Genomic DNA, 26,214 nt, shown 5'->3' with positions numbered 1-26,214 from the left:
TCAGCCCAGCCTGCCGAAATGCCGGTCTACCAGCTTATCCAGAGTCCCCGCTTTTGCGGCCTCCGCCGCATCAGCCTGGACAAAATTGTGAGTGCTGTCTTTCAATGCCTCGTCAAATCCTAAGATGTAGTTTGTGGCAATCAGATAGATAATGCGGGTCGGGGCCATACCGTAAACCTGTTTTTGCAGGATATGGCGGATGCGCTCTTTCTCATCCGGGAAAGTCGCCTTAAGTCCCTCGCTCCGATAAAGCCGCTTGACGATCTCTGTGATGTATAGTCCGGATTTCATATACAGGTCGGCAAAGGTTTTCGTGGGGTCATCAAAACAGCCGGGATTATTTTCCTCCAACTGATCCACCATCATGGACACCACCCAGCGGGGCGTGAAAATCTGATTGGTTTTTTGCGGTGGGATGTAATCAAAAATATCTTCATCCTGTCTCTCATCAAAATAATCAGCCAACTGCTGTTTCTTGTTCCAAAACTCCGCCACAGAGTCGTTGAACACAACCTCATCAAAGAGATGACCCTCAAAATGTTTGCTCTCTCCGGTTTCCGGGTCGGTGTACTCGCCGCCGTCTCGCAGAAAACGGAAGTCAGCCATTGTGATGCCGGTCACTTCCAGAAACACATCGTCCTCGGTGTAGTCATCGAAATTAGCAAGGGTCAAATTGCCGTCACCATAGGCCATGATGAAACTGGGGATAGTACGGGAAAAGCCTCGCAGATGGGCGCGGACTTCATCCTCCACGGACTGCTTTTCCTGTTCCGCCTTGTGTCGCTCTGCCTGCTCCACGACCTCCTTTGGCTTTTCCTCAACAGTCTGCTGAACCGTTTCCTGTACCGTTTCCACGAAGGATTTCAGGGCGCTGTCCATAGCGGCGGCGTAGTCTGTTTCGGCCTGCTTGACCTCCTGTGCTGTAGTTGCCGCCTGCTGTTTCCGCTCCAACTCCGCTTTGGCAATGCGGGTCTGTTGCTCATAGTCGCCCTGGATTTTTTGGAATGCCCGGTCAATGTCCTGTTCAACCTGTTTCTCCAGGCGGTTCTGTGCGCCCTTCTTCATGCCGTAACCCTCGGCGGCTGGAGCAACTACATTCTCCTTGATATGGGCCTTGACGGTTTCGGTCAGCGTCCTGATATGCTGGTCTACCGCCTCAATGGAAGCGTTCTCAGCGACAGTCTCCATCTGGGATTGGATATCTGCAATCTCATAGACCTTCGGGCCGAACAAATCCTGCGTTCTGCCGATGATAGTTTCGTTGGGAATTTCCACCTCGCCGTTCTCGTCCACTGTCACAGTGTCCATGCTATCCAGCCGCTTGGGGTCTGCTTTCTTGCCCTCTTCATGGGCGGGTGTCAGCTTCTCCACGATCTCCCGGACAACAGCGGGCGCACCGAAAATATTACTGATATTCTGGAACAGAAAGTTGGACATGAAGCCCCGCCGCACCACCTCCTGGCTTTTCAGCCGTCGGGGGATGGACAGGACAGAGGCGGCGTCCAGTTCCACCATCCGACCCTCGCTGTCCTCGCCCAGCACAGGGAAGAAGTTCAGCAGCCGCTTGATGTTTTCCTTCCGGTCATCGCTGGTGCCGCGCCCGCCCACGGTATCGGCGGACAGGTTGTTGGCGAACTCGTCAAAGATGATCAGCGTCCGGGCGGGGTCGAAGTCAAAGACATAGGCGGTTTCCTTGCGGAACCGCTGGCTGTCACGGGTCACGATACAAGGGTTCTGCGCCCGGAACGCCGCCTGCATATAGGAGGACGGACTTTTCATGTTGCAGAGCATGAGAACGCCGCTCCACTCCGGGATGGTGACGCCCACGGTGAGTTGCCCTACAGTCAGGGTGATAGTCTTATCATAATTTGCAATCGCCGCCTTCACCTGGTCAAAAGCCTTTGCCGCCTGTGCGTCATCGTCATCGCTTCGACCATCTCCCGCCGCAAGAACGACCTTGTACTCGCGGAAAACCTCGTCCTCCCGAAGCAGCTTTTCCAACGCCTTGGCGCTTGCCACCCGGTTTAAGTACCACATGGTATGGGACAGCTCCCGCCGCAGTTCCGGCGTGGAGAACGGGTACTTTTCCTGCGTTGTCAGGGCATGAAGGAACCTTTTGATTTCATCCTCATGGACAAATTTTCCTCGCTCATCTGTGGCGAAAAACTCGTTGAGGTCAAAGGCATAATCGACAGTGCCATCCTCGCCGGACAAATCCAGCCCTTTCTCGATGCGCTCCCGGATCATGCCGGAAAGCTGATAAGTGAACATGGCCAGCCGGGGCAGCGTTTCGTAGGGATTGGCATCTTCGCCGCTCCAATTCGCCTTGGCCTCCTGCTCGTCCGCATAGGACCAGTTGAATATCTGCTCCTTGGAAAACTGCTCGCTGGCAAGCTGCTTGAAGGGCGTGCCGGACAGATACAGCGTGTGCTTCCGCTTGATATTGCGGAAGGCCCGCTCGGTTTTCATGGTGTCCACGCCCTCCTGGGCCTCGTCCACGATCAGCAAATCAAACTCCAATTCGCTCATCCAGCGCAGTTTATCATACTGTCCGCCAAAATAGACAGAGCCTTTCAAGCCTTGCAGCGATTCAAAAGTGATCATGTTCCTTGGCATTGAATCTTCCCGGTGGAGTATCCCGGCAAGGTGTTCTTCTCTCGATAAAACGCCGGGCTTGTCCTTCAAGGCGTCGGTATCGGATACAAAAGAGAACTCGCCCCGCCAGCCGATAAATTTGAAGAAATCGTCAGCCCAGGAGTTGGCAATGCTGGGCCGGTTGGTGACGATCAGCACTTTGGTAAAGCCCATCTGCCGGACGAGATCATAAGAGGTCAGCGTCTTGCCAAAGCGGGGCTTGGCGTTCCAGAGAAATTCCTCGCCGCCGTTTTCAAAATAGGCTTTTGTCATGGAAACGGCTTCCCGCTGTTCTTTCCGAAGTTCATAGGTCAGCCGTTGGTCGCTGGTCGCCACCAACTCCCGCCGGGAAAAGGCGTCAAAGTGCCGGTGGGAGGTGGGGCCATCCACATGGAACCACTCTGTTCCAGGGGTGCGCTCCACGCCCATCTGCGACTCTAGAAATGAGTGAAAATCGTGATCGGTAAAGTATTCCCCGGAACCGTCCTTGAATATGGCGTTGTCCTGCCAGGCCAGCTGATACTGGATACCGGCGGTGTGGGTCTGCTGTTTGATGCGCTGGGAAACGGTCTGTTTCTCGGTGTAGCCGATTTTCGTCCAGCCCTCGTGATAGGTGACGCCGGGGGTGTTGTAGGCGTAGATCATGGGGACGACACGGGAGAAAGATTGAATTTTTGCTTCCATCATGTCATCTCCTTCACATGGGTTTCGATGAACTGGATTTCGGTTTCGTCCAGATCATATTTTTTGTAAAGCTGTTGGTCGATTTCGGGGATGGATTTGGTCCAGTCGATGTCGGAGGTGGGGGTGAAGTCTTGGAGCGGCACGTGTTCCCATTTCTGAGGCGTTATGTCTTGTGTGGTTTTTAAGACGCCAAGCATAGTCCTTGCAAATTTTGTCTTGATGTACTTCAAAGCAGCTTGAGCTTCATCCTGAGTGTCGAAAGCACCAATACTAAAAAACGACTCTGTTGAACCTGTTCCCGGCGGTTCAATACTTGGAGAACCCATTATTCGGGCAGGGATTGGATTGCCTATTGTTCCAGATGCACCATCTGCTTTGGACAAAATGATTTTGTATTTGAACAAATTTGATACTTGATTAACATAATTTGAGCGAATAAATTTATATGTGCGTTTCCCACCTTCTCTGCCAATTATCCTAATATAGTTACAGTTATCATTTGGTCTTGTGTCAAAGAAAATTTGCGTAGCTCGTTCAAATACGTTCGATTTCAAATCATAGGCATGACCCTTGCTTAGCTGTGCTACAACTTCAGGATAATCTTTGTGCATATCTTCCGTAAAGCGATACGCATAGCTTGTAACGACACTTTTACTTAGAGGCTTAAATTTCGGATATTGATGAACTTTGTGAATGATTGTATTTAGTTCTCTAAATGCGGTAAACGTTCCAATACATCCGAAATCTCTATTTTTATCGTAATATGTGATTGCAATTCCGCCTATGATTTCTGTATTACAAAATATTTTTTTGGCATCTTGCTCATAGCGCACTACTTTCAGATGAGGGTCGGCAAGCATTTTCTGGTTCCATGCTTTGGGGGTAGAACCAGCGTTGAAGAGAAAACGAGCAGGATGAATTAACTCCACTTTGTCTGCGACTTTATAAGTTCCATCCAAAAACAGGTGATAAATTGGCGGCGCATAGCCCTTATTTTCACCCAAAGTTTCATCCTGATATGGTGGGTTTCCAATCACAAAATCAAACTTCATCGCCCGTTTCCCCCTTATCGGTAAAGCTGAATATTCAACGCTCCCGCCGCCAAGCCAGTTATAGACCCGGCAGCGCGGCTGTTTATTTTCTTTATCAGGTTCGGGCATCTCGCCCAAAAATTCAAATAGGTTAAATTGCCGGAACTTCTCCTCGGCACTCCCATAGGGAATCGTTCCTTGCAAACCGTCCATCTGCCAGATATTCCAAACAATCACTGTGATGAGCTTCCCGTATTCGGAAATTGTCGGTTTTCGTTTCCAGCGGTCCAGTAGATACTCCTCAAAGGTCATCAGCAGATTGACACGGGCAATCAAAACATTGTCGCCCTGGAACTCATAGCCGTAAGTTGCCCAGAATGCCCAAAACGCCCATTTCAGCCACTCTTCCTCCGTTTGGACATTTTCGTTGACCGCCCGTAACTTTCGGTCCAGCAGGCCAATACGGTCTGGAACAAGGATGGCCTCGCCGGTTTCCGCGTCGTACCGGCTCACCAGAAAGGGGGCCTCCCCACAGGTGATTTCCAGCACTCTGGCATCCACATACTTTTGCCAACCGGCTTTGCTGTCCCACATCTCGTCGGAGTAGTCGCACATTTTCCGGCAAACCCACAGGGGAGTGGAAACTTCCCCACGCTGCCGGGTACGGCTGGACTGCTGCTCCATCTCTTTCCGGGCGCGGGTCTTGATGACGCTGGCGTTGGGGCCGGTAATCAACTCCGATGTGATTTCCTCATTCCGACTGTACCGTGAACCGAGGGAGGAATAGGCGTCCGTAGCCCACATGATGTGTTTTCCGGTGCTCTTGTCCAGCAGCAGCTTGTCCAAAAGGCCCATAGAGTGGAGTTTCAGAATGTCGTCCTGGATGTTGAGTATCATTCCGCCCCTCCTTTTGGGCCTGCGGAATGGTGTAGTTTTCCGTAGCCGTGAAGGTGCCAGGTTTTTGTTTGCTGTCCAGCAAAGGAAATCACAAAATAGCTATGGAAAATTTATAAATACCGTGGTATACTTTGAATGAGCAAGAAAATGGGCGTTTACGGAAAACTACACCTTTCCGCTAAAACACCCATTTACGGTAATATGGCTTTTTCGTAGACCGCCGCCTTGTCCCGAAAGGTGGACAGCGGCAACCCGCAGGCTCTTGCGGCGGTGGTACAGGTGATTTCGCCGCTTTTCCATTTCTGATAGTTCTCATGGAAGTTTTCCGGCAACGGCAGAGGCGGTCTGCCGAACCGTATTCCTTTGGCTTTTGCTGCGGCGATACCTTCCGCCTGACGCTGGCGGATATTGCTGCGCTCGTTCTCCGCCACGAAGGACAGCACTTGTAGCACGATGTCGCTCAGGAATGTACCCATCAAGTCCTTGCCCCGCCGGGTATCCAGTAGTGGCATATCCAGCACAACGATGTCGATGCCTTTTTCCTTTGTCAGGAGCCGCCACTGATTTTGGATTTCTTCATAATTGCGTCCCAGCCGGTCAATGCTCTTGATGTAGAGCAAGTCGCCCGGCTTGAGTTTTTTTACCAGCTTCTTGTACTGGGGCCGGTTGAAGTCCTTGCCGGATTGCTTGTCCATAAAAATGTTCTTTTCAGGAACAGACATCTCACGCAGCGCAATCAGCTGGCGGTCCTCGTTCTGTTCCCTGGTGCTGACACGGATATAACCGTAAATATTTGACAATCTCTCACCTCCATCGTTTGAGTTCCTTTTCGATGTGCTATACCAAAGTGGCCTGGGTCATTTTGACCCAGGCCACTTTGGTACGCTAAAACTACTCGCTCTAACAACACAATGTGGTGCGGTCATTTTGTGTCCGCACCGCTTTGACCCACCTCATATTGGCATCTGACAAATCAACTGCTCAAATTGAACAGTTGATTTGCGTTCTAATGACATGGTGCGGGTCAAAACAGCCCGCACCACATTGCCGAAAATCAACGGATAACTTTTGTCCGTTGGTGCTATGCTGCGACAGCTGGTGGTGACAGAGTTTGTCACCACCATAAATATCGGTAGCCGCTACTGAAAATCACTGAGTATAGCTGCTTCTATCTTAGAAAAGTAGGGTGGACAGAATTTGTCCACCCCATGCTGACGGTATCAGTGGTTCGTTTTGAGCCACTGATTTTTGGTAAGTGACCAAATTGATCACTTACCAGGTGACTATTTTTATCACCTGGAATTACCGTTCATGCTTTTTCCAGACGATATCATAGCCCAGTGCATTGGCCAACTCCACAGCCTCGCCGTAGCGGAGGGAACCGCGCCGCAGTTTACCAGACAGGTTGGGAACGCTGGCGCTCCAGCCGTACTCATCCGCCAGATAGTCCACCACCTCCGCCATGGTCATGCCCGCCCGGACAATATAGGATTTGATCTCATTTCGATAGGCTTCTGCTTTTTTCATGTTCATGTGAAATTTTCCCTCTCTTTTGGTTCGCTCTGTGGTATAATAGATACGCAAATGTGCGATGCCTATTCGCCATAGAGCGTTGTTTGTTGGGATTGGGGCGTTGGCTCAGATTTTCGTCTATGATGTCCTGTCCGCATAGGCGACCAACCGACTTTGCCAACAAGCACACTTTTCCGTTGATTGGAGAAAAGGATTGCTGGACAGCATACCACATTCACCATTGAGCGCAATGCTCTTTGATGTAGATACAGGCACACAAACAGCCGATTGTTTGCAGATTTCACAAGGCTTGAATCCAAACCATAATTTTGGGTGCCGTTCTCCCCGAATGTCGTTCCTGCCCGGGAATCTCACCCCGGCGTATCGCTCCCCTTGGTGCGCTCATATCGTGGCGTCACTTCGCCGGAAAGCATATCCCATTCGGACGGTCATGCAATTTTCAAGGTTCAGTAGTGCGTGTCAGGTACATTGTAGCGAAAAAATACGCCCCTTTCCGTATATCCAAGAGGATGGAAAAGGGCGGCAAATCGGCGTGATTTCCACGCTTATGGACGGAGGCGGCGATGGAAGCGAAATTGACAATACAGGAGCGTTTGAAAGACCTGCGGGTCGTTGTCCGGGGTCTGAGTTTGGAACAGCTTGCGGAGCAGACAGGGCTTTCCAAATCAGCCCTCGGCAAATATGAGTCTGAGGATTTCAAGGATATAAGCCCCTTTGCCATTGTGACGCTGGCGAAGTTCTATGGCGTGTCTACAGACTATCTGCTGGGTTTGACAGAAAACAAAAATCCCGCAAACGCAGAGCTTCAAGCCCTGCATCTGCGGGATGATGCGGTAGATGCGATACGGGATGGGAAATATAATAAGCGGCTGCTGTCTGAGTTGCTGGTGCATGACAAATTCCAGCAGTTAATGGTCGATGCTGAGGTCTATGTTGACCGGATTGCCGATGGCAGGATCAATGATATGAACGCCATGCTTGAGGCGGTGCGCCGGCAAGTCATTCAGCAGTATGCCGTGGAGGATGGGGATTTGCATACACGAACGCTGGCTCTTGCCCAAATACAAACGGTTGAGTATTTCAAGCAGGTGCTATCTGATGATCTGATAGGTATTCTATCGGACATCAGAGAAGCCCACAAGCAGGATGCCACTACCGCAGATGGGGAATCTTCCGCCGAAGCTGTCAGCGAATATTTACAGACTGCTATGAGCTATGAGGGCAGTCCGCAGGAGAAACAGGCCAGAGTTTATCTTGCAGGGCTGGGCATTGACTATGATGCCATTACAAAAGAGGAATTTGTTACGCTGATAGGAATATTACAGAAGTCCAAGAAGTTGAAGATTCGGCAAGGCAATCAGCGGGGCAAAAGGCGAAAATAGTAAAAGCAGGTATATCTCCAACGATATACCTGCTTTTAGCTTATTTACAATTAGTAATATCTTTTCGCGTTATTCAAATTGAACATCTTCTTGATTTGCATTATAGATTTCAATCTGATTCTGAACATCAAGCTCAGTGACTATCCACCCTCTTAAAGTACATGCTCTTACAAAATCTTGAATTCTATTTTGGCCATTAATTTCTCTCAAAGTTACCACAACGCCAAAATTTAATCCTTTCCTGGTTCTTGTGGTTAATCGTTCTTTAGATGTTATCGTCATTCCCCATAATCTGTCCCCATATGACATAATAGGACGATTGTTTTTGAGGATTTTAGAAATGAATTTCGTGTTTTCCCATTTTCTAAATTCTTTTCTGGATTTTCGCTCATCAATATGTGCTCCATCTTCGTCTTGGATGTTGTCATTGATGTCATCAATCCCATCCTTACCATTTATGCGTCCGAATTTTAAAGAAAGCTCTCTGTCAGTATAATCTACGCCTTGAAACCTAGAGCATTCAGGGAAATAACACAAAGTTGCACGGGCTATGTACGGATATTTATTATCCTTGTCCCTCGGAACAGGTATGGCATAGTTGGTAGTTCTATACGACTGCGATGTCCCATATACAATAAACTTTATTTCCTCACTGTCGCTTGTAAGCACCTTGCTTATGTCTATTGGGACTACACCATAGCCCATAATGTCTTTCTGCTTATAAGTGGATTGTTTATATTCCCATCCAGCTGCGGAATCAATTATCAATGCTTTGGCGACTTCCCTTGGAATCCCCATAATATCAATTAAATAGCATAGCTTTCTACTAATCCACGGCGCTGCAAAGGAAGTTCCATAAACGCTTTCTTCACCAGTTTCGGGGGAGTACGCAATAATTCTATCATCATAATCTCCGCCGTAATAAGCAACATCTGGTTTGTTATAAAAAGAAAGGATATTTCCTTTTCGAGAATAGGAAGCCGGTTGTCCAGTACGTCTAACAGAATTAACTACAACAGAATTTAGAGAGTCGGCTGGGGAACCAACTTTTAGTATGCTTTGGCGCTCTTCTCGATTATCATTTGTGCCAGAGACTACAAAGATTATATTGCGCTGTGCTTGTAATTCATCCAGCATGGCTGCGTCATATGAAATAAAATTTCGAGATACTTCGTCATCAGTCCCGAGAGAGAGATTCCATACATGAATGTCAGGATTTTGAATAACTATTTCCCTAATCTTTCTAACAAGACGTGCTGTGGATATTTTTTCGGCGCACACCCCAAAGTGCCTTACTCTAAATCTTCCACATCCATCATCTAACCACGGATTGAGCCTTGGCCCGTCAACAATTATTGAAGTCACTTCTGTCCCATGTTCTCTACGGGCATCTCGATTTACCATCCGTTCTATATCATCAAGATAATCGGTATTTTCTACCCACTTTGCAAAGTAAACAGTCTCATCGAAAAGAGTGTCGATAACGCCAATCGTAGGCTCATTAGTCGGATCCGGAATATAGATTTGTTCACGGATATGTTCCTTCTCGATTTCGTCTATTGTAACTTTTGAGAGATCAGATGATACCATCGAGATCAAATAAGGAACCTTATCACTTAGAAGATCATATAAATCCTTTGTTACCGAAATTGTATCATCACCGTAAAAAAAGTATCGATACTTGATATCATCTATTTCCAACTTCTCTAAAAGATTTGACAGAGGCAACTCAGTTTTGAAAAAAGTCACTAGAAAAGACTCTTTATCAGGGACAGTTGTTATACTAGGAACGGAGAACGATTTGACAACTGAACAATCGATGATAACATTTCTCAACTCATCCTCTTTAAGGCCATATCCTCCGTATTGAATATCACATCCTGGCTTTTTGAAATTTTTTGCAGTGGCTTTTCCGTTTAGCCTATCGGAAAGAAAGGTTCTGGAGATTTCTAATTCTCGAATAGTGTTTTCTACGGTTCCAATATCAACATAGTATGTAATAATATGGGTTTCCTCACCGTCAGGGGCGTCAGAAAACCTAGCACCAACAACCAAATCATTTGGTTTCTTCCGCATAGGCTTGAGTAGCCTTTGTATTCTGTTTGATTTTGCAATAATGTCATTGTAATTGACATCAATTAGGATATTGTTCAATATTTTAGGCGTATTCCGATAATACCTCAAAACAGCCCTTAGATTTTCAATTAAAGCATCTATTTTTTCGGTTGATGTCTCCGCAGTAGATCGTAGATTTCTGGAATTGGGTCTCTGTGTATTCGGCTCATTAGAAAAGCGCAATTTCACTTGTAATAGAGGATTCATTTAGTTCTCCCTCAACTTTCTGGACACACTACTTTTAGGGATTCTGGAAAGTATCTCAATTTCCCTCGTTGTATATCCTTTATCACTAAGTTCTTGAATGTCAACTGTCCTAGGGTTACCATTCAGCGCAAGATATATTTTTCGCAGGTAATCATATTCATTTGATTCATCGCTAAAAGCAATAGAGGTTTTTATGATCTGTTTAAGGTCTCCTGGATATGGCAATGCGCTCAAATTCCGGAGAATCTTGTTAAATAATCTAATATCCCGCTTTAGACCGGCTGAGCGTTTTAAATTTGCTGATAACATGGAATCCGCAATTTCAATTAAATCTTCTTTAGAATAACGATCAAACGATACTATTGCATCAAATCGCCGAATCAAAGCTTTATCAAAACTTTCAAACAGATTTGTTGTTGCTATAATTGTAATATTTTCGTTAAGACTATCCAATCCTTTGAGGAAAATTGATGTAACTCGGCCCATTTCTCGTAAATCGTTTCTGTTAACTCGGTCAAGAACTAGTGAATCAATCTCGTCAAATAGGACAATAGTTTTTCCGTATGGTAAGTGATTAATTTCATCAAACAGCAACGAAACATTTTTTGCTGTTTCGCCTAATCTGCTATCAATAAGCTGCTCTGAACTTACATAAAGGATATCTCTATTAAGAAGCCTTGCTATTTGAAACGCAGATTCTGTTTTTCCGCTACCCGGAGCACCATAAAATAAAAACTTTGATAAACCAGCCTTATTGCCTATGGCCTTGGTAATCCCAATGATATCTTCTTCAATAATACTAGGTAATAGCAATGGCTTTGTAGAGTACTCAATTTTTCTCAAGAATCGAAGATTTTTATAAGTTGATTGTGGAACGTAAAAGTTAGCATTTGAGACAAGTTCCATTAAATACTGAGAGATTGAAGTTTCACCTGTCACATCAAAGTCCTTTGCGATTTTAGCAACCTCAGAAATAAATGCTTCGTCATTCTTTTCAACATGATATTTCACCAGATTAACTATGCTCTGTTTTTTCATAATAGCCACCCCCATTAATATATTATCATATAATGGGACAAAAGTCAATAATAATGGGACAAAAACAGAAGTTAAAATGATGCTGTGATACTGTAGTTTCCTGCCCCAAGTATTTTCAGTAAAGCCATCCTATAAAAAAAGCATGATATCCTAATAAACGGATACCATGCTTTTCGTTTGGCCAACCCTACATGACAGATGCTCATTTTGTAATTTCGGTCTAAACCTGTTTTATGGACACCCACCTAATTGGGGGCCGGTCCTTTGGACCGGCCCCCAAAGTGTCAAAAAACGCAAAATGTGAAGGTTTCGGCGGGAAGGATAGTGTGAAAGGGAACCGTCAGGGTTCCCCCAAGGTGAATTGCCCCGAAGGGGCAAGAGAGGGTGGCCTGGGCCGTTCGTGTCCAGGAAAACCAGTTTTCAGAACGTTTCGAAGTTCTGAAAACTGCCCCCAGGCTGTCGAAAATACTGTTTCGACAGCCTGGGGGATACTGTCTTCCTGCGGCGTTTTACCGGTCTATTACCATACCGTCCTCCGCAGCGGTTACGGTGATAGTCCTGAACCCGCCGTCTCCGTCCTCTTCGCCGGTAACGGTATACACCGCGCTGCCCTCCGCCCCGCCGGGCTCGGTCTGGACGCTGAAGAGGAGCTGTCCCTCTTCGTCATAGCCCGCCACGTGGACGGCCTTTTCCCGGTCTACTGTCACCTCAAAGAAGCTGTCCTCCTTGTCCAGGCGGCAGGTGTACGCGCCCTCGGCCTCCAGGGCATCGGTGATGTCGGTCTCCTCCCCCTCCAGGACGAGGATTGCTCGGCCCTCCCGCTCCTCTACGTGAACGGACGGCAGCGAGACAGCGGCAAAGGAGCCCTGTGTACACTCTCCCGTCACAAAGATGGAGTTCCACGTGACAAAGAGCTCCTGCACCGCCTCTCTCCCTGCGGCGCTGGCGCCTACAGCCAGCGCCGCTGTAGCCGCGGCGGCAACCGCCAGCACCCGGACAGGGCGTCTGCTTCTCTTTTTCTGCTGCGTCATCTGAATAACCTCCTGTACTTTCTCCTGAGACGCGGTCAACGTCTCGCACAGTTCACAATACAATTTGGGATTGAACATACCCATGTCCCTCCTCTTCTTCCTCGCTCAGAGCGGCGCGAAGCTGGGCCCTGGCCCGCTGGAGCCAGGTCTGCACGGTGGACGGCTTGGCCCCCAGAGCCTGGGCCGCCTCCTTCACCGAACAGCCCTCGTAGTAGTAGAGATAGACGGTCAGGCGATACCTGGGCTTCAGCGCCATGACAGCCTGGAGCAGCTCCGTCTCTGCCCGGTCCGGCGGCGCGGGGGTATTTTGCAGTTCCTCCAGATCGGTCCGCCGGCGGCGCCAAACCGAGCGCAGGATGCTCCTGCTCTCATTCACCGCCAGACGCACAAGCCAGTGCTTCCTGTGGGCCTCGCTCTCAAACGGTTCCTCCCGCTGGTAGAGCTTCAGCAGGACGGTCTGCATCACATCCTCCGCGTCCGCCCGGTTGTTCAGTGCGTGGAGCGCAACCCGGTAGATGGTGTCCGCGTAGGTCTCTGCCGCCTGCCGGAACGCCTCGTCGGTCATGGGGTGTTCCCCCTTTCTTCTGCTTTGTCGTGAAAGGCCTTTCACTTTTAATACGCCTGTGGGCGGCAAATAATCTCACCGGGAGAAAAAATTTTTGAAAAAAAGCGGGGGGCTCCTTTTGTCTGTGATATAGAATGCCCCCAACTGTTGATATATTGTGTTGCATGTATTATACTGTAAGTGGAATATTTGACCAATCATATTCTGTAAAAGGGGCTGATCCAAATGGTTCAGACACTGTGTTGATTATCCGCTCCTGTCTTGCTTTGACTGTCTCCTGAATCTGAAAAGGAGGTTATTATTATGACAAAGCGTAATCCTATCTTCTCTGCAATGTTTGCGTTTTTACTGGTGTTTTCTCTATGTATTCCGGTTTTCACACGTTCTCCAGCCCAAGATCCTTTTGACGTTTCGACCTGGGATGTTACCTTTGTTGACAGTGAGGACGCCGCCATCCCTCAAGATGAGTTCCAGGCTTTGCTGTCTGCCGTCCCTGAATTGCGTCATCTTCCCATCGTTCAGCAGGTTTCGCCTGATCAGCCTGCCGTTACCCTAACCCCGGAGGATATTTTCGCAATTTACTGCTGTACGGACGATCCGGAAGTAGCAGCAGAGCTTCAGTCTACGTTCGCCCACTCCAGTCTATCAATTCATTACAAAGATGGTATTATTTCTCTAACAATGTTTCCCAATATTAATCACCCTGTGCCTTATGCCAGCGGGAGAATATAGTGGGACAGTAAACCCTGGGGCTTAATATAAGACAATTTTGTTCTGCTCCAGCAATAGATCGAATTGGGGCTGGTCTCTTCGACCAGCCCCAATTCGATGGATGAAACATATTTTTTCCGGTTCCATTCAAAAGGAGTTCAGGGGGATGGAGCCGTCGTCCGCCGTCTTTTCAATGCGCTGGATGACCATATCATAGCCACCCCCGCCGGCCTCGATGTGGATCCGCTCCCCCGCCCGGCGGCCCAGCAGGGCCCTGCCCACCGGGGACTCCCGGCTGATAAGGCCGTGGAGGGCGTCCTGGCGCATGGTGGTGACGATCTGATAGGTCTCGGTCTCACCGTCCTCCTCCAGCAGGACGGTGACCCGGTCGTACAGCCCCACCGTGTCCGCCGTCCCCCCGTCGGCAATCACCACCGCCGTGCGGATCATGTTCTCCAAAAAGCGGATGCGGCTCTCGTTGCGGTTTTTCTCCTGCTTGGCCGCCTTATACTCAAAGTTTTCGCTCAGATCCCCGAAGGCCCGGGCCTCCTTCACCGCCTCCAGCAGCTGGGGCCGCAGCTGGACGCGGCGGTAGTCCAGCTCCTGGCGCATCATCTGCAAATCCTTTTGCGTCAGTTCGTTGTGCATATGTCTCCCCCTGTCCCAGCAGTATGGCAACATTGCAAACCGCCGCCCACAGCTGTGAGCAGCGGTTTGTTATGTCATAAATCAGTCGTCCCAGTCCGCGTAGTCATCAAACTCGGAGTGGCAGCAGCAGGGCTTCTTCTCCATAATCTTTTCTTTGGCACAGCCCACAAAATCCGCCAGCCGGTCCCAGTACGCGATGGCACAGCACACCGCTGCCGCAAGCCCCAGAGAGAGCGCCACAATTTTCAGCACAAAACGGGCCATTTTCATCTCCCGTCGCCTCCTTGTCCAAAAAGATAGTTTTAGTTTACACGCTTTCGTCCCAAATTACAATGACAATCTGAAACTTTTTCTCCGCCGGTTTTCGCCCCTCCGGCGGCCGCGCGGAATTCTCTTGTTTTACTTGTAGTTTATCCGAAAATAGAATATAATATAGAGACCAACGAAAACACATACGCTTTCGAGGGCCGCCTGGCGGGAAGGCCCCAGTCTTGCGATAGAAAGGAAGGTCCCCTTATGAAGCTGCAAACTGAAAAGGGCGAGATCCGCATCAGCAGCGAGGTGTTCACCACCATTACCGGCGCGGCGGCCACCAACTGCTACGGCGTAAAGGGTATGGCCCTGCGCTCCAAGACCGACGGTCTGGTCCATCTCCTCCGGAAGGAGTCCATGTCCAAGGGCGTAAAGGTTACCTATAACGAGGATGCCACCGTCTCTATTGAACTGCATATCATTGTGGACAACGGCGTAAACCTGATGGCGGTCAGCCGCTCTATCATGAGCGAGGTCCGCTATATCGTCAGCCGTACCACCGGCGTGGATGTCAAGAGCGTGGATGTCTTTGTGGACTCCATGGTCATTGGCTGAGCGATCCCCATCCATCGAAAGGAAGGAACTTAGACATGAGAGAAACCATTGACGGGGCGCTGTTCGCGCAGATGATCATCCATGCGGCGGCCTCTATTAACAGCCAAAAGCAGCCCATCAACGAACTCAACGTCTTCCCTGTACCGGATGGGGACACCGGCACCAATATGAGCCTGACCATCGGCACCGCCGCGGCGGAGCTGCGCAAGAAGCCCTGCGCCACCGTGGGGGAGGCCGCAGGCACCAACGCCTCCGCCCTTCTCCGGGGGGCCCGGGGCAACTCCGGCGTCATTTTATCGCTGCTCTTCCGGGGCTTCGCCAAAGCCGTGAAGGACAAAGAGGTGATTGACGGCCGGGATCTGGCTATCGCCCTGGACTTCGGCGTGGCCGCCGCATACAAAGCGGTGATGAAGCCCGCCGAGGGCACCATTCTCACCGTCTCCCGCCTGGCCGCCGCCCAGGCCGCCGCCGCCGCCCGGGAGGACCCCACCCCCGAGGTGGTTCTGGAGGCCGCCATCAAAGAGGGCCAGATCGCCCTGGCCGGCACAGTAAATCAGAATCCGGTTCTGAAAAAGGCCGGCGTGGTGGACGCCGGAGGCAAGGGCTTTCTCATCATCCTCCAGGGTATGCTGGACGAGATCCGGGGAGAGCCCATGCCGGACGGCGGGGAGGACGGCGTCCAGGCCAAGGAGAAGGCCGACTTCGCCGCCCTCAGCCAGGAGGAGATTACATTTGCCTTTGACACGGTATTCATCGTCCGCAAGACCTCGCAGCAGGTCAACCTGGTCCCCTTCCAGGCCTATCTGAACAGCATCGGCGACAGCCTGGTCATTGGGGAGGACGACGATGCCTTCAAGGTCCACGTCCACACCAACACGCCCGGCGACGCCCTTAACGAGGCCCAGAAGTACGGCGTGCTGGAGCTGGCCAAAATCGAGAATATGCGTACCCAGGCAGAGGATCTGGCCGCCGGCAGGCATGTGCAGAGTACCGACGATCTGGACGCGGTGGAGCAGGGCGGCGGAGCCGGCCGCAAAATTGCCTCCCCGGAGAAGAAATACGGTGCCGTGGCCGTCTGCGCCGGCGACGGCCTGGCCGCAGTCTTCGGCGATCTGGGTGTAGACGGGATTATCTCCGGCGGGCAGACCATGAACCCCTCCACGGAGGATATTCTTCGGGAGATCGACAAGACCCCTGCGGAGGTGGTCTTCGTCCTGCCCAACAATAAAAACATCATCATGGCCGCGGAGCAGTGCGTCCCTATGTCCGAGGGCAAGACTGTCATTGTCCTGCCTACCCGCACGGTTCCCCAGGGCATCTCCGCTTTACTGGTCCTGGACCCGGAGGCCGGCGTGGACGAAAATACCCGGGCTATGAAGGAGGCCCTGGCCCGGGTCTCCACCAGTGAGATTACCTATGCCGCCCGGGACTCCGACTTTGACGGCTTCGCCATCAAGCAGGGGGACTATCTGGCTCTCACCGAGCACCAGCTCTTCGGCACGGACCGGGATATCGGCGCCCTTCTGGATCGGCTGGCCCACGCGGAGGCCCAGCAAAACGCCGAGTTTATCAGCCTTTTCTATGGCGAGGATGTCGCCGAGGAGGACGCCCAGAAGGCCCTCGCCCTCTTCCAGTCCGCCTGCCCTAACGCGGAGATCACCCTTTTGGCGGGCGGACAGCCAATCTACTATTATATGATATCCGCAGAGTAAAATTTTAGGAATATTCCCCTCTCGGGGTGCCCCTCACTGCGGGGGCGCCCCTCTCTGGCCTCTTGGCCGTCCCGGAGGCACTGTACTCCGCCCGCAAAAAAGCGACAGAGCCAGTTCTCCCTGCTCCATCGCTTTTTATAAGGATTTGGTTTGTATCATGGCTGTATTGGAAAAGAGCAGAGGCTTCTCTTAACTCAGGGGGCGCATATGCGCCCCCTGAAGCCGTAAAACGGCCCAGCGGGCTTTGCCCGCTTGAAACACAGGCCGCCGGCTTTCAAGTGTTTGGGCGATATCAGCGCCTGTTCAGCTCTCCATATGCCGCCCCAGGAAGCCGGAAATGGTCTGGACCAGCTTGTAGTCGGTCTCGCCGGTGGTCAATTCCTCCTCGCCGCCGGCAAAGAGGACGCAGCCCAGCACGTCGCCCTCAGACAGGATGGGGGCGGCACAGGCTAAAAACAGGCGGCTGCTCTCGCCGCTCACCGGCAGCAGCTCTCCGCCGGCCCGGAATTGGTAGATGCTCCGCCCCTCCATGATCTGCTCCAGGGCGGGGGAGACCCGACGGTCGGTCAGCTCCCGCTTTCCGCCCCCGGCCACGGCCAAACAGGTATCCCGGTCAGTGATCACCGCAGTACGGCCGGTGGTCTTATTCAAGGTTTCACACATCTGGGCGGCGAAATCTCCCAGCCCTCCCATCAGGGAATATTTTTTAAAGATGACCCCGCCGTCGCTGTTGGTGTAAATTTCCAGGGGGTCCCCCTCCCGGATCCGCATGGTGCGGCGGATCTCCTTGGGAATCACCACACGGCCCAAGTCGTCAATCCGGCGCACAATCCCGGTTGCTTTCATATCAAAACTCCTCCTCCGCTTTCGGAAGGTCCCCAAACCCGGCGCAACCGCAGCGCCGCCGGCGGGGAGCCCGCCCGAATTCTTAGAACAGGAGTTAGTATCCGCAGGATTTGGTATGGTATGCAGAAATTTGACTGGATTAGTTTGGAATCCGCTCCCTTGGACCGCCAAACCAGTCCTTTGGCAGCACTCTTCCTTTCCGATAAAATTATGACAACTTTATTTCAATTAAAGTTTGACAACTCGGAAACAATGTGTTACAATCCGGTTACAGTTTTTAATTGGATGAACAGGAGGTTCCAATGGCAGACAAAAATTTTCCCCTGGTCTACAAGGGGCATCCCCTGCGCCGCAAGGACAATCTCATTTATTATGGCAGTATGGCCGATAAATATATCATCATGCTTCAGGTTATGGCCACCAAGAAGGTCAAGGATCTGGACGTGGCAAGCAAAGTCATTGTGCAACTCCAGCTCACCGATCCCGACCTGAAGAGCCGGGACCGGGTGGTCAAGAAGAGCGAGAAGGACAGCCTCTACGCCGCCATGGACGTGGCCGCCGTCTGGCTGGACCGGGCCCTGGCCGGCAAATAACCTTCCGCCGGCGTGTACCTATCAACCCCTGTATTTACAAAAGAATTCTCCGGCTGTCCCTGGGGATCGCCGGCATCTGAATGGAGGAATATCCCATGATACTGCCTGTTAAATTCCTGCGTACTGCGGCCGCCACGGCCGCCCTCTCCTGCCTGTGCCTGGTGGCTGCCTCTGCGGACACTATCAGCGGCGCCGCTACTATTGAGGCTGACGGCCTGCGTCTGCGGGAGACCGCCAGCACGGAATCTACTATTCTGGCCACCGCCTCTAAGGGCGAGGCCGTGATCGTGCTGGAGGACGCCGGGGACAACTGGTATAAGGTTGACTACAAATCCGTGGAGGGCTATATGTCCGGCGAGTATCTCACCGTCGCCGAGACCGTGGACGCCCCCATCGGCTACGGCAAGGTGACCACCGAGGGCAACGCCCCCCTGAACGTCCGCACCGGCCCCAGCACGGAGCACGACAAGCTGACCACGCTCTCCGCCGGCTCCATTGTGGAGATTGTGGGGGTGGACTGCGGCTGGTACAAGATCTCCTTCAACGGTAAGACCGGCTATGTCAGCAGCGAGTATATGACCACCGTGAAGGAGTCCGCCTCCCGGGGTGACGGGGCGGCTGTCTCCGGCGCGGGCCAGAGCATTGTCTCCTACGCCAAGCAGTTCCTCGGGGTGCCCTACTCCTGGGGCGGCAACGGCCCTAACGCTTTCGACTGCTCTGGCTTTACCAAGTATGTTTACTCCCACTTCGGCGTCACCCTGAACCGCACCGCCACTGCCCAGCTGTCCAACGGCACCGCCGTCTCCAAGGATCAGCTTCAGCCCGGCGACCTGGTCTTCTTCCGCGCCAACACCAGCAAGCCCGTCTCCCACGTGGGCATCTACATCGGCGGCGGCCAGTTTATTCACGCCTCCACCAATACATACGCGGTCCAGATTGACAACCTCAACTCCGGCTACTACAGCCGCGTCTACGTCTACGGCCGTCATATTATGTAATCTCCCCTCCATTCAAACAGAGAAAAAGCAGTGTGCCGCGGTTTCTTTCCGCGGCACACTTTTTATGGTCTATTGGATTTATTCATCTTCCGCTTCCGTTTCCTCCCAGGGCTCTTCCTCGCAATCCTGTACCGGCGTCTGCTCCGGGACGGCCTCCTCCTCTGTCTCAAAGCCGGCCGCAGGCTCCTCGGCGGGAATCTCTGTCTCTACCGCGGACAGGTCCGCGTCCTTGATCTGCCCTTCCTCCCGAATCTGGGCAATCCGGGCCTTGTTCTCCTCAATGTTAATCTTCGCCGCCGTGATCTTCTCACACAGCGCGGTATAGGCCGTCTCCGGGGCCATGCCCCGCTCGGCGTAGTACAGCCTGCCGAGCTCTACATAGGCCTTGCGGATGGTGTCCTCCTCCCCGCCGTTGGCCAGGGTCAGCTTGGCAATCTCCGCCAGCTGCTTGGACTTGGCCACACCCGCCTGGGTCAGCTCCATAGCTTTATCTTTCAGCTCCTCAATAAACGCCATCACCGGCACCTCCTTTATCCCTTGGAACTGGGTCCATTTTATACCTTTTTTTCCCGGGGCGCAAGTGGGCCCCTCCCTTTTTAATGAAAACTTTAAGGGTCAGACAGGGGGTATGTTGCAGGATCTGCACAATGCGTTTCTATCACAGGCGTAAAATACGGCAACTTTGACAACTTCATATTGAAAATTGACGGACAAGCATGTATAATGGGGACAGTCATCATATGCCTTGAACTGCCGCGGCGTCCCACGGAGCAGGAGCGCCGGCCGGGAGGCGCACTTTTCGTGAAGGATTTCGTTCATTTTCGCCGCCCGCTTAAAACGCTGGGCATATGGCTGCAAAGCTGATGCGATATAATATGGAGGAGATTGCTATGAACAGTTACATCCAAAGCGTCATCGCCCGCGTGAAAAAGAGAGACTGGAACCAGCCTGAGTTCTGTCAGGCGGTAGAAGAGGTCTTTTCCTCCCTGGGCCCCGTCATCGACCAGCACCCTGAGTATGAGCAGGTGGATCTGCTGGGCCGTATGGTAGAGCCCGACCGCATGGTCTATTTCCGCGTCACCTGGACCGATGACCAGGGCGCCGCCCACACCAACCGGGGCTACCGCTGCCAGTTCAACGGCGCCATCGGCCCCTACAAGGGCGGCCTGCGCTTCCATCCCACGGTGAACAGCGGCGTCATCAAATTCCTGGGCTTTGAGCAGACCTTCAAGAACAGTCTGACCACGCTGCCCATGGGCGGCGCCAAGGGCGGCGCGGACTTCGATCCCCGTGGCAAGAGCGATAATGAAATCCTCCGTTTCTGCCAGTCCTTTATGACTGAGCTCAACCGCCATATCGGTCCCGATACCGACGTGCCTGCCGGCGACATCGGCGTGGGCGCCCGTGAAATCGGCTACCTCTACGGCCAGTACCGCCGCATCCGCGGCGCGTTCCAGAACGGCGTGCTCACCGGCAAGGGCCGCTCCTACGGCGGCTCCATCCTCCGGCCCGAGGCCACCGGCTACGGCGCCATTTACTACGCCAACGAGGTCTTTGCCCACGAGAAGGACAGCATTGCAGGCAAGACCTTCGTGGTCTCCGGCTTCGGCAACGTGGCCTGGGGCGCCTGTAAGAAGATCGCCGAGCTGGGCGGCAAGGCCATCACCCTGTCCGGCCCAGACGGATATATTTTGGACGAGCAGGGCATCACTACGCCTGAGAAGATCGACTTCCTGCTGGAAATGCGCAATTCCGGCCATGACAAGGTGCAGGACTACGCGGACAAGTTCGGCGTGCCCTTCTTCCCCGGCCAGAAGCCTTGGGGCGTCAAGGGCGACGTCATCCTCCCCTGCGCCACCCAGAACGACGTGGATCTGGAGCAGGCCAAGAAGATCGTGGCCAACGGGGTCAAATACTACATCGAGGTGGCCAATATGCCCACCACCAACGAGGCTCTGTCCTACCTCATGTCCCAGGAGAACATGATCGTGGCCCCCTCCAAGGCGGTCAACGCCGGCGGCGTGGCGGTGTCCGGCCTGGAGATGAGCCAGAACAGCGAGCGCCTGTCTTGGACCGCCGAAGAGGTGGATGAGAAGCTCCACCAGATCATGAAGAACATCCACGACTCCTCTGTGGAGGCCGCCGCGGAGTACGGCCTGGGGTACAACCTGGTGGCCGGCGCCAACATCGCCGGCTTCAAGAAGGTGGCCGAGGCCATGATGGCCCAGGGCATTTTCTAACCACAAAACAGGATCTAAAAACCGCGTCCCCAGTTCTGACAGGACTGGGGACGCGGTTTTGTTGGATATCAAATATAGCCCAGCATTCCCCGCACGGAGACCTCTCCGGCGTTGACGGTCTCCCTTTTGCCGTCGGGCCGGCGGACCACGAGCTGAAAGTCATCGTCGATCTCCTCCGCCGTTCCCGTCCACTGCTGGTCCCCCTGGAGGATGCACACCTCCCGGCCCAGAGTGACGCAGTCCCGGCGGTACTGGTTCAGGTACCGCTCACTCTCCCCGGGGAACGCGGCGTACATGTCGTCCAGGGCGGTAATGAGCGCTTCAGCCAGCGCCGCCCGACGGGGGGGATGGGGCACTATCTGGCCCAAGGAGCAGGCCACCTGGGCCACCTCCGGCCCGAAGTCCGCCTCCGTCTGGCTGATGTTGATACCTGCCCCCACCACCACGTATTCCGGCTGGGCGCTCTCCCCTTCCATGCCCAGCTCGGTGAGGATGCCGCACAGCTTCCGCCCGTTCCATACAATGTCGTTGGTCCACTTGATTCCCGGCCGCAGGCCGCAGGCCCGCTCCACCGCGTCGCACACCGCCACCCCCGTCCAGGCGGTCAGCCACATCAGCGGCCGCAGCGCCACCTGGGGCCGCAGCAGGGCGGAGCAGTACAGCCCCTTCCCCGGCGGCGACACGAAGGACCGGCCCCTCCGGCCTCTCCCGCCGGTCTGCTGGTCCGCCAGAAGGACCAGACCCTCCTCCGCCCCCGCCATGGCCCGGCGCTTGAGCTCGCTGTTTGTGGAGTCCACGCTGTCCAGGCAGACCAGCGTCCCCCCCACCCGCCGGTCGGACAGGGCTCCCGCCAGCTCCCCGGCGGACAGCAGATCAGGGGCGCGCTCCAGCCGGTACCCCCGGTTGGGGGCAGAGGAGATTACGTACCCCGCCGCCCGCAGCGCGCCAATCGCTTTCCACACCGCCGCCCGGCTCACCCCCAGATCCCGGCTCATCGCCTCGCCGGAGCAAACATCCTGCCTCTCTTTCAAATAGGTCAGCACCTGATCCCGAAGCACCGCTCCCATCCCCTTTCCTCTGTCCCTCTATTTTATCTGATATCCCCGGGGCCGTCAATCACTGCCAGGCATACCCGCCCCCTTTGTCCCATATAGTTTATACCAGAACTTGTTAAAAAGGCTGAAGCCCTTTTTATAGCGCCGAAGGCGCGTCAGGTTCTTATGGGACGTATTTTGCGCCGCTTCGGCGCAAAATAGAACAGTTTTGTCAGGAATTGGTATCACAAACGGGCAAGAAAGGCGGGAAGGTTATGGCCTATGACGAAACACGCTCCGGGCCGGAGGCGGCCCATCACATCATTCTGGAGGAGCGGGAGCAGCTCACAGTCTCCGGCGTGGAGGAGGTGGAGAGCTTTGACGAGAATACCATTGTGATGGACACCGCCCAGGGCTGTCTCATCGTCCGGGGGGAAAATCTGCACATTGAAAAGCTCAGTCTGGACGGCGGCGACCTGAAGGTGGACGGCACCATCGACTCCCTCACCTATGAGGAGCGCCGCCAGAACCAGGGCAGCTTCCTGGCCCGGCTCTTCCGCTGACATGGGTGTGTCCATCGCCGGACAGGCGGCGGCGCTGGCCTCCGCCCTCCTCCTGGGGGCCGGTGTGGGGCTGCTGTACGACGTTTTCCGCGTCCTGCGCTGCCGCATCCGCCTCAAACCCCTGGGCGGCATTCTGGACGGCCTGTTCTGGCTGGCCGTCACGCTCTCCCTCTTCCTCCATGCCCTGAAAACCGGCAGCGGCGTGCTGCGGTTCTATATGGTGGCCGCCGTGCTGGGCGGGGCGGTGGTCTACTTCCTACTCCTCAGCCCCCTGGCGCTGAAGCTGGGGTATTTTCTGGCAGATCTGGCCGGTCTCCTCCTCCGGCTGGCGCTGCTGCCGGTGACGGCGGCCCTGGCTCTGGCAAAAAAAATAGAGAAACAGGCAAAAAAAAACTTCCATTATCGCCGGAAGTGGTATAGAATAAGATCACTTACCGGAACTATGGATGACACCGCGTCTGCCAGGGCTGCGGGATCAAGAGGGGACGGCACAGATGAGCGCGAAAAATGTGAAAACCAAGCCGGCGGGGATTCTGACCAAGCTGGTGGTACTGGTGCTGCTGGTGGCGACGGCCACCGCCCTGCTCAACCTCCAAAGCCAGATTCTCGCCGCAAGAGACGACAAGGCCGCGCTGGAGGCGGAGCGGGACATGCAGCGCCAGATCAACGCCGATCTGAAGGACGCCGTGGAAAACAGCGGCGATCCCGACCGCCAGGCTGATCTGGCCCGCTCCAAGTTGGGACTTGTGGCCCCGGGAGACCAGGTCATCTATTTCACCGAGTGACGGGCCGTGTGTCCCGTTAATTCTGTAAGGAGGATATTGCAGTCAGTATGGAGTTTGGTGTTGGTTCGATCCTGGAAGGGAAAGTCACGGGTATTACAAAATTTGGCGCATTTGTGTCTCTGCCGGAGAATAAGTCCGGCTTGGTCCACATCTCTGAGATTGCGTACTCCTACGTCAACGACGTAAAGGACCACCTCAAAGAGGGACAAGAGGTCAAGGTAAAGGTCATCGGGATCGACGAAAACGGCCGGATCAATCTCTCCATTAAGAAGGCCATGGATCCTCCCCCCCGCCCTGCGGGACGGCCCATGGGCGGCCAGCGCCAGGGCGGCGGACGGGGCGGCATGGGCGCCCGCCGGCAGTCTCCGCCGGAGCCCGCCACCTTCGAGGACCGCCTCAAGCAGTTTATGCAGGCCTCCGACAGCAAGCTCAGTGAGCTGCGCTACGCCGAAAAACGCAGCGGCTCCCGCCGGGGCGGTCGGAAATAGCCCCATCACAAACGGGCCGGTACGGAAAAATCCGTACCGGCCCGTTTGTGTTTTACAGCTCCTTATACATGGCCGCGGCGTCCGCCTTGCCCACATGCTCCGCCACGGCGAGGACCTGCACCCGGGTCAGGCGCTCGCCAAAGCGCAGCTCCAGCACGTCCCCCTCCTTCACGTCATAGGAGGCCTTCACCGGCCGGCCGTTGGCGGAAACCCGCTGATTGTCACAGGCCTCGTTGGCCACTGTCCGCCGCTTGATCAACCGTGACACCTTCAGCCATTTATCCAGACGCATTCTGTGCGCTCCTTCCTTCCTTCAGCGCCTGTTTGAAAACCTGACACCCAAAGTTTTCCCCTGGCCGTTCCACAGGCTTACAAACAGACGCTGGGAAAAAAACACGGCCCCGAACCTACGCGCCAGGGCCGCGTAAAACCTTCTTACTTGGGGTCCACCGCGTCCTTCAGCGCCTTGCCAGGCTTAAAGACCGGCAGCTTGGACGCGGGAATCTCTACCGCCTCTTTGGTTCTGGGGTTGCGGCCCATGCGCGCGGCACGGTTCTTTACCTCAAACCCGCCAAAGCCCACCAGCTGCACCTTATCCCCCTCTGCCAGAGCGGCGGTGATTGCGTCAACAATCGCGGTGAGGGCGGTCTCGGTGTCCTTTTTGGACAGGCCTGATTTTTCCGATGCGGCAGCGATCAGTTCGGTCTTGTTCATGTTTTTTCCTCCTGTAAATGATTCTTCTTGGCCTAATCTAAAAAGCGGCAGCGCCGGCACGGCGCCGGCGCCCGCCCCAGCCGGGGAATCGCCTTTACGTTTTTTTTGCCCTCTCCCACAGCTCGTCCAGCTGGGCCAGGGACATCTCCTCCATGGGCGTCCCCGTCTCCGCCGCCAGACGCTCTACCTCCCGGAAGCGGCGGATAAACTTGTCCGTCGCCTGGGTAAGAACCTCCTCCGGGTCCGCCTTGACGAACCGGGAGACATTTACCGCGCAGAAGAGCAGGTCGCCCAGCTCCTCCTCCACATTGGTGTCCTGATCCACCGCCTGGCGCAGCTCCTGAAGCTCCTCGGACAGCTTGTCAAGGGCGCCGGACACGCCGTCCCAGTCGAAGCCCGCCTTCCTTGCCTTCTTCTGCACCTTCTCCGCCCGCCACAGAGCGGGCAGGCTGCGGGCCACGGCGGACAGGGCGTCGGTATGGGTGGCCTGCCCCTTCTCCCTGCGCTTGAGCGCCTCCCAGTTGGACAGCACCTCTCCGGTATCGGAGACATTCACATCCCCAAAGACATGGGGGTGGCGGTAGATCAGCTTTTTGCAGATGCCGTCCGCCACGCCGTCCAAATCGAAACGGCCCGCCTCCTCCTCCATCCTGGCGTGGAGGACGATCTGGAGCAATACGTCCCCCAGCTCCTCCCGCAGGTGGTCCGGGCTGCCCTCGTCAATGGCCTCCACCGCCTCGTAGGCTTCTTCTAAAAAGTTGCGGCGGATGCTCTCGTGGGTCTGCTCCGCGTCCCAGGGACAGCCGCCGGGGGATCGGAGGAGACGGACAATCTCCTCCAGATCTTTTACCCCATAATTCGGCTTATATACAAAATCTATCATATTTTCTCTCTCACT

At 53.8% G+C, this 26,214-nt stretch carries 26 protein-coding genes; 10 read left to right on the top strand and 16 right to left on the bottom strand.

Going from position 1 to position 26,214, the window contains the following annotated elements; translation table 11 throughout:
* The 4 genes from D1159_RS02695 to D1159_RS02680 all read right to left on the bottom strand — a co-directional run bounded on the left by D1159_RS02695 (position 1) and on the right by D1159_RS02680 (position 6,779).
* Complete coding sequence (locus D1159_RS02695) at positions 1 to 3,321, bottom strand: DEAD/DEAH box helicase family protein (protein WP_161844163.1); 3,321 nt, start codon at positions 3,319 to 3,321, stop codon at positions 1 to 3.
* A complete protein-coding gene (locus tag D1159_RS19470; protein WP_161844162.1) occupies positions 3,318 to 5,246 on the bottom strand; it encodes an Eco57I restriction-modification methylase domain-containing protein in 1,929 nt (642 codons plus the stop codon). Before D1159_RS19470 ends, D1159_RS02695 begins: the two co-directional genes overlap by 4 nt.
* 191 nt (positions 5,247 to 5,437) lie before the next feature.
* A complete protein-coding gene (locus D1159_RS02685; RefSeq protein ID WP_161844161.1) occupies positions 5,438 to 6,046 on the bottom strand; it encodes a recombinase family protein in 609 nt (202 codons plus the stop codon).
* A 502-nt stretch (positions 6,047 to 6,548) separates the two neighbouring features.
* The gene (locus D1159_RS02680; RefSeq protein ID WP_243152069.1) at positions 6,549 to 6,779 is read right to left on the bottom strand and encodes an LLM class flavin-dependent oxidoreductase; all 231 of its coding nucleotides are present in this window, start codon (positions 6,777 to 6,779) and stop codon (positions 6,549 to 6,551) included.
* 563 nt (positions 6,780 to 7,342) lie between these two features.
* On the opposite strand from D1159_RS02680, the gene D1159_RS02675 reads away from it, so the two are divergent.
* Complete coding sequence (locus D1159_RS02675) at positions 7,343 to 8,161, top strand: helix-turn-helix transcriptional regulator (RefSeq protein ID WP_161844160.1); 819 nt, start codon at positions 7,343 to 7,345, stop codon at positions 8,159 to 8,161.
* A gap of 69 nt (positions 8,162 to 8,230) precedes the next feature.
* Here the strand turns inward: D1159_RS02675 and D1159_RS02670 are convergent, their stop codons facing one another.
* From D1159_RS02670 to D1159_RS02655, 4 genes are all read right to left on the bottom strand, one after another.
* A complete protein-coding gene (locus D1159_RS02670) occupies positions 8,231 to 10,483 on the bottom strand; it encodes a S8 family peptidase (RefSeq protein ID WP_161844159.1) in 2,253 nt (750 codons plus the stop codon).
* Positions 10,484 to 11,521, bottom strand: coding sequence for an ATP-binding protein (locus tag D1159_RS02665; RefSeq protein WP_161844158.1), 1,038 nt, complete (start codon positions 11,519 to 11,521; stop codon positions 10,484 to 10,486). It abuts the gene before it with no gap.
* Between the two features lie 509 nt (positions 11,522 to 12,030).
* Positions 12,031 to 12,552, bottom strand: a complete 522-nt coding sequence (locus tag D1159_RS02660; protein ID WP_161844157.1) for a hypothetical protein — start codon at positions 12,550 to 12,552, stop codon at positions 12,031 to 12,033.
* Between the two features lie 52 nt (positions 12,553 to 12,604).
* Positions 12,605 to 13,117 (bottom strand): RNA polymerase sigma factor, encoded by a 513-nt coding sequence (locus D1159_RS02655; RefSeq protein ID WP_161844156.1) that lies wholly within the window; start codon positions 13,115 to 13,117, stop codon positions 12,605 to 12,607.
* A 303-nt stretch (positions 13,118 to 13,420) separates the two neighbouring features.
* Here D1159_RS02655 and D1159_RS02650 point away from each other — a divergent pair, with 303 nt between their 5' ends.
* A complete protein-coding gene (locus tag D1159_RS02650) occupies positions 13,421 to 13,849 on the top strand; it encodes a hypothetical protein (RefSeq protein ID WP_161844155.1) in 429 nt (142 codons plus the stop codon).
* A 126-nt stretch (positions 13,850 to 13,975) separates the two neighbouring features.
* On the opposite strand, the gene greA is transcribed toward D1159_RS02650, so the two are convergent.
* On the bottom strand, positions 13,976 to 14,476 hold the full coding sequence (gene greA, locus D1159_RS02645; RefSeq protein WP_161844154.1) for a transcription elongation factor GreA: 501 nt from the start codon (positions 14,474 to 14,476) through the stop codon (positions 13,976 to 13,978).
* A gap of 81 nt (positions 14,477 to 14,557) precedes the next feature.
* The gene (locus D1159_RS02640; protein WP_161844153.1) at positions 14,558 to 14,746 is read right to left on the bottom strand and encodes a hypothetical protein; all 189 of its coding nucleotides are present in this window, start codon (positions 14,744 to 14,746) and stop codon (positions 14,558 to 14,560) included.
* A gap of 246 nt (positions 14,747 to 14,992) precedes the next feature.
* Here D1159_RS02640 and D1159_RS02635 point away from each other — a divergent pair, with 246 nt between their 5' ends.
* Positions 14,993 to 15,343, top strand: a complete 351-nt coding sequence (locus D1159_RS02635; protein ID WP_161844152.1) for an Asp23/Gls24 family envelope stress response protein — start codon at positions 14,993 to 14,995, stop codon at positions 15,341 to 15,343.
* A 35-nt stretch (positions 15,344 to 15,378) separates the two neighbouring features.
* Complete coding sequence (locus D1159_RS02630) at positions 15,379 to 17,055, top strand: DAK2 domain-containing protein (protein ID WP_161844151.1); 1,677 nt, start codon at positions 15,379 to 15,381, stop codon at positions 17,053 to 17,055.
* Between the two features lie 303 nt (positions 17,056 to 17,358).
* Here the strand turns inward: D1159_RS02630 and D1159_RS02625 are convergent, their stop codons facing one another.
* Positions 17,359 to 17,901 carry a stage V sporulation T C-terminal domain-containing protein gene (locus D1159_RS02625; RefSeq protein WP_161844150.1) on the bottom strand — a complete coding sequence of 181 codons (543 nt, stop codon included), beginning with the start codon at positions 17,899 to 17,901 and terminating at the stop codon, positions 17,359 to 17,361.
* 302 nt (positions 17,902 to 18,203) lie between these two features.
* Between D1159_RS02625 and D1159_RS02620 the strand changes: the two genes are divergently transcribed.
* Together D1159_RS02620 and D1159_RS02615 are read left to right on the top strand one after the other, a co-directional pair.
* Entirely contained in the window at positions 18,204 to 18,494 is a 291-nt protein-coding gene (locus D1159_RS02620) for a hypothetical protein (RefSeq protein ID WP_161844149.1), read from the top strand.
* A 95-nt stretch (positions 18,495 to 18,589) separates the two neighbouring features.
* Entirely contained in the window at positions 18,590 to 19,492 is a 903-nt protein-coding gene (locus D1159_RS02615; protein ID WP_161844148.1) for an SH3 domain-containing C40 family peptidase, read from the top strand.
* Between the two features lie 78 nt (positions 19,493 to 19,570).
* Here the strand turns inward: D1159_RS02615 and D1159_RS02610 are convergent, their stop codons facing one another.
* Positions 19,571 to 20,008 (bottom strand): serine proteinase, encoded by a 438-nt coding sequence (locus D1159_RS02610; RefSeq protein WP_161844147.1) that lies wholly within the window; start codon positions 20,006 to 20,008, stop codon positions 19,571 to 19,573.
* Positions 20,009 to 20,382: 374 nt separating this feature from the next.
* Here D1159_RS02610 and gdhA point away from each other — a divergent pair, with 374 nt between their 5' ends.
* Positions 20,383 to 21,732, top strand: a complete 1,350-nt coding sequence (gene gdhA / locus D1159_RS02605) for an NADP-specific glutamate dehydrogenase (protein ID WP_161844146.1) — start codon at positions 20,383 to 20,385, stop codon at positions 21,730 to 21,732.
* 68 nt (positions 21,733 to 21,800) lie between these two features.
* Here gdhA and D1159_RS02600 read toward each other — a convergent pair whose 3' ends face one another.
* On the bottom strand, positions 21,801 to 22,799 hold the full coding sequence (locus D1159_RS02600) for a biotin--[acetyl-CoA-carboxylase] ligase (protein ID WP_202620904.1): 999 nt from the start codon (positions 22,797 to 22,799) through the stop codon (positions 21,801 to 21,803).
* Between the two features lie 242 nt (positions 22,800 to 23,041).
* On the opposite strand from D1159_RS02600, the gene yabP reads away from it, so the two are divergent.
* The 3 genes from yabP (at position 23,042) to D1159_RS02585 (ending at position 24,602) form a co-directional block, all read left to right on the top strand.
* Complete coding sequence (gene yabP, locus D1159_RS02595) at positions 23,042 to 23,329, top strand: sporulation protein YabP (RefSeq protein WP_161844145.1); 288 nt, start codon at positions 23,042 to 23,044, stop codon at positions 23,327 to 23,329.
* 494 nt (positions 23,330 to 23,823) lie between these two features.
* Entirely contained in the window at positions 23,824 to 24,114 is a 291-nt protein-coding gene (locus D1159_RS02590) for a septum formation initiator family protein (protein ID WP_202620903.1), read from the top strand.
* Between the two features lie 47 nt (positions 24,115 to 24,161).
* Entirely contained in the window at positions 24,162 to 24,602 is a 441-nt protein-coding gene (locus tag D1159_RS02585) for a S1 RNA-binding domain-containing protein (RefSeq protein WP_161844143.1), read from the top strand.
* 52 nt (positions 24,603 to 24,654) lie between these two features.
* Here the strand turns inward: D1159_RS02585 and D1159_RS02580 are convergent, their stop codons facing one another.
* From D1159_RS02580 to mazG, 3 genes are all read right to left on the bottom strand, one after another.
* Entirely contained in the window at positions 24,655 to 24,894 is a 240-nt protein-coding gene (locus tag D1159_RS02580) for an RNA-binding S4 domain-containing protein (protein ID WP_161844142.1), read from the bottom strand.
* 143 nt (positions 24,895 to 25,037) lie between these two features.
* On the bottom strand, positions 25,038 to 25,316 hold the full coding sequence (locus tag D1159_RS02575) for an HU family DNA-binding protein (RefSeq protein ID WP_161844141.1): 279 nt from the start codon (positions 25,314 to 25,316) through the stop codon (positions 25,038 to 25,040).
* A 94-nt stretch (positions 25,317 to 25,410) separates the two neighbouring features.
* Positions 25,411 to 26,199, bottom strand: coding sequence for a nucleoside triphosphate pyrophosphohydrolase (mazG, locus tag D1159_RS02570; protein WP_161844140.1), 789 nt, complete (start codon positions 26,197 to 26,199; stop codon positions 25,411 to 25,413).
* Between the last annotated feature and the right edge of the window lie 15 nt (positions 26,200 to 26,214).

It is taken from the genome of Pseudoflavonifractor sp. 524-17 (assembly GCF_009935845.1).
Classification (GTDB): Bacteria; Bacillota; Clostridia; order Oscillospirales; family Oscillospiraceae; genus Pseudoflavonifractor_A.
This window is presented reverse-complemented; position numbering and strand designations above follow the sequence as displayed.

Coding starts and splice junctions, on each gene's coding strand:
- D1159_RS02655 (WP_161844156.1), bottom strand. CDS start 13,117: ATGACCGACGAGGCGTTCCGGCAGGCGGCAGAGACCTACGCGGACACC.
- D1159_RS02580 (WP_161844142.1), bottom strand. CDS start 24,894: ATGCGTCTGGATAAATGGCTGAAGGTGTCACGGTTGATCAAGCGGCGG.
- D1159_RS02635 (WP_161844152.1), top strand. CDS start 14,993: ATGAAGCTGCAAACTGAAAAGGGCGAGATCCGCATCAGCAGCGAGGTG.
- D1159_RS02665 (WP_161844158.1), bottom strand. CDS start 11,521: ATGAAAAAACAGAGCATAGTTAATCTGGTGAAATATCATGTTGAAAAG.
- D1159_RS02600 (WP_202620904.1), bottom strand. CDS start 22,799: ATGGGAGCGGTGCTTCGGGATCAGGTGCTGACCTATTTGAAAGAGAGG.
- mazG (WP_161844140.1), bottom strand. CDS start 26,199: ATGATAGATTTTGTATATAAGCCGAATTATGGGGTAAAAGATCTGGAG.
- D1159_RS02660 (WP_161844157.1), bottom strand. CDS start 12,552: ATGACGCAGCAGAAAAAGAGAAGCAGACGCCCTGTCCGGGTGCTGGCG.
- D1159_RS19470 (WP_161844162.1), bottom strand. CDS start 5,246: ATGATACTCAACATCCAGGACGACATTCTGAAACTCCACTCTATGGGC.
- D1159_RS02615 (WP_161844148.1), top strand. CDS start 18,590: ATGATACTGCCTGTTAAATTCCTGCGTACTGCGGCCGCCACGGCCGCC.
- yabP (WP_161844145.1), top strand. CDS start 23,042: ATGGCCTATGACGAAACACGCTCCGGGCCGGAGGCGGCCCATCACATC.
- D1159_RS02630 (WP_161844151.1), top strand. CDS start 15,379: ATGAGAGAAACCATTGACGGGGCGCTGTTCGCGCAGATGATCATCCAT.
- D1159_RS02575 (WP_161844141.1), bottom strand. CDS start 25,316: ATGAACAAGACCGAACTGATCGCTGCCGCATCGGAAAAATCAGGCCTG.
- greA (WP_161844154.1), bottom strand. CDS start 14,476: ATGCACAACGAACTGACGCAAAAGGATTTGCAGATGATGCGCCAGGAG.
- gdhA (WP_161844146.1), top strand. CDS start 20,383: ATGAACAGTTACATCCAAAGCGTCATCGCCCGCGTGAAAAAGAGAGAC.
- D1159_RS02650 (WP_161844155.1), top strand. CDS start 13,421: ATGACAAAGCGTAATCCTATCTTCTCTGCAATGTTTGCGTTTTTACTG.
- D1159_RS02620 (WP_161844149.1), top strand. CDS start 18,204: ATGGCAGACAAAAATTTTCCCCTGGTCTACAAGGGGCATCCCCTGCGC.
- D1159_RS02625 (WP_161844150.1), bottom strand. CDS start 17,901: ATGAAAGCAACCGGGATTGTGCGCCGGATTGACGACTTGGGCCGTGTG.
- D1159_RS02675 (WP_161844160.1), top strand. CDS start 7,343: ATGGAAGCGAAATTGACAATACAGGAGCGTTTGAAAGACCTGCGGGTC.
- D1159_RS02695 (WP_161844163.1), bottom strand. CDS start 3,321: ATGATGGAAGCAAAAATTCAATCTTTCTCCCGTGTCGTCCCCATGATC.
- D1159_RS02640 (WP_161844153.1), bottom strand. CDS start 14,746: ATGAAAATGGCCCGTTTTGTGCTGAAAATTGTGGCGCTCTCTCTGGGG.
- D1159_RS02590 (WP_202620903.1), top strand. CDS start 23,824: ATGAGCGCGAAAAATGTGAAAACCAAGCCGGCGGGGATTCTGACCAAG.
- D1159_RS02585 (WP_161844143.1), top strand. CDS start 24,162: ATGGAGTTTGGTGTTGGTTCGATCCTGGAAGGGAAAGTCACGGGTATT.
- D1159_RS02610 (WP_161844147.1), bottom strand. CDS start 20,008: ATGGCGTTTATTGAGGAGCTGAAAGATAAAGCTATGGAGCTGACCCAG.
- D1159_RS02680 (WP_243152069.1), bottom strand. CDS start 6,779: ATGAACATGAAAAAAGCAGAAGCCTATCGAAATGAGATCAAATCCTAT.
- D1159_RS02670 (WP_161844159.1), bottom strand. CDS start 10,483: ATGAATCCTCTATTACAAGTGAAATTGCGCTTTTCTAATGAGCCGAAT.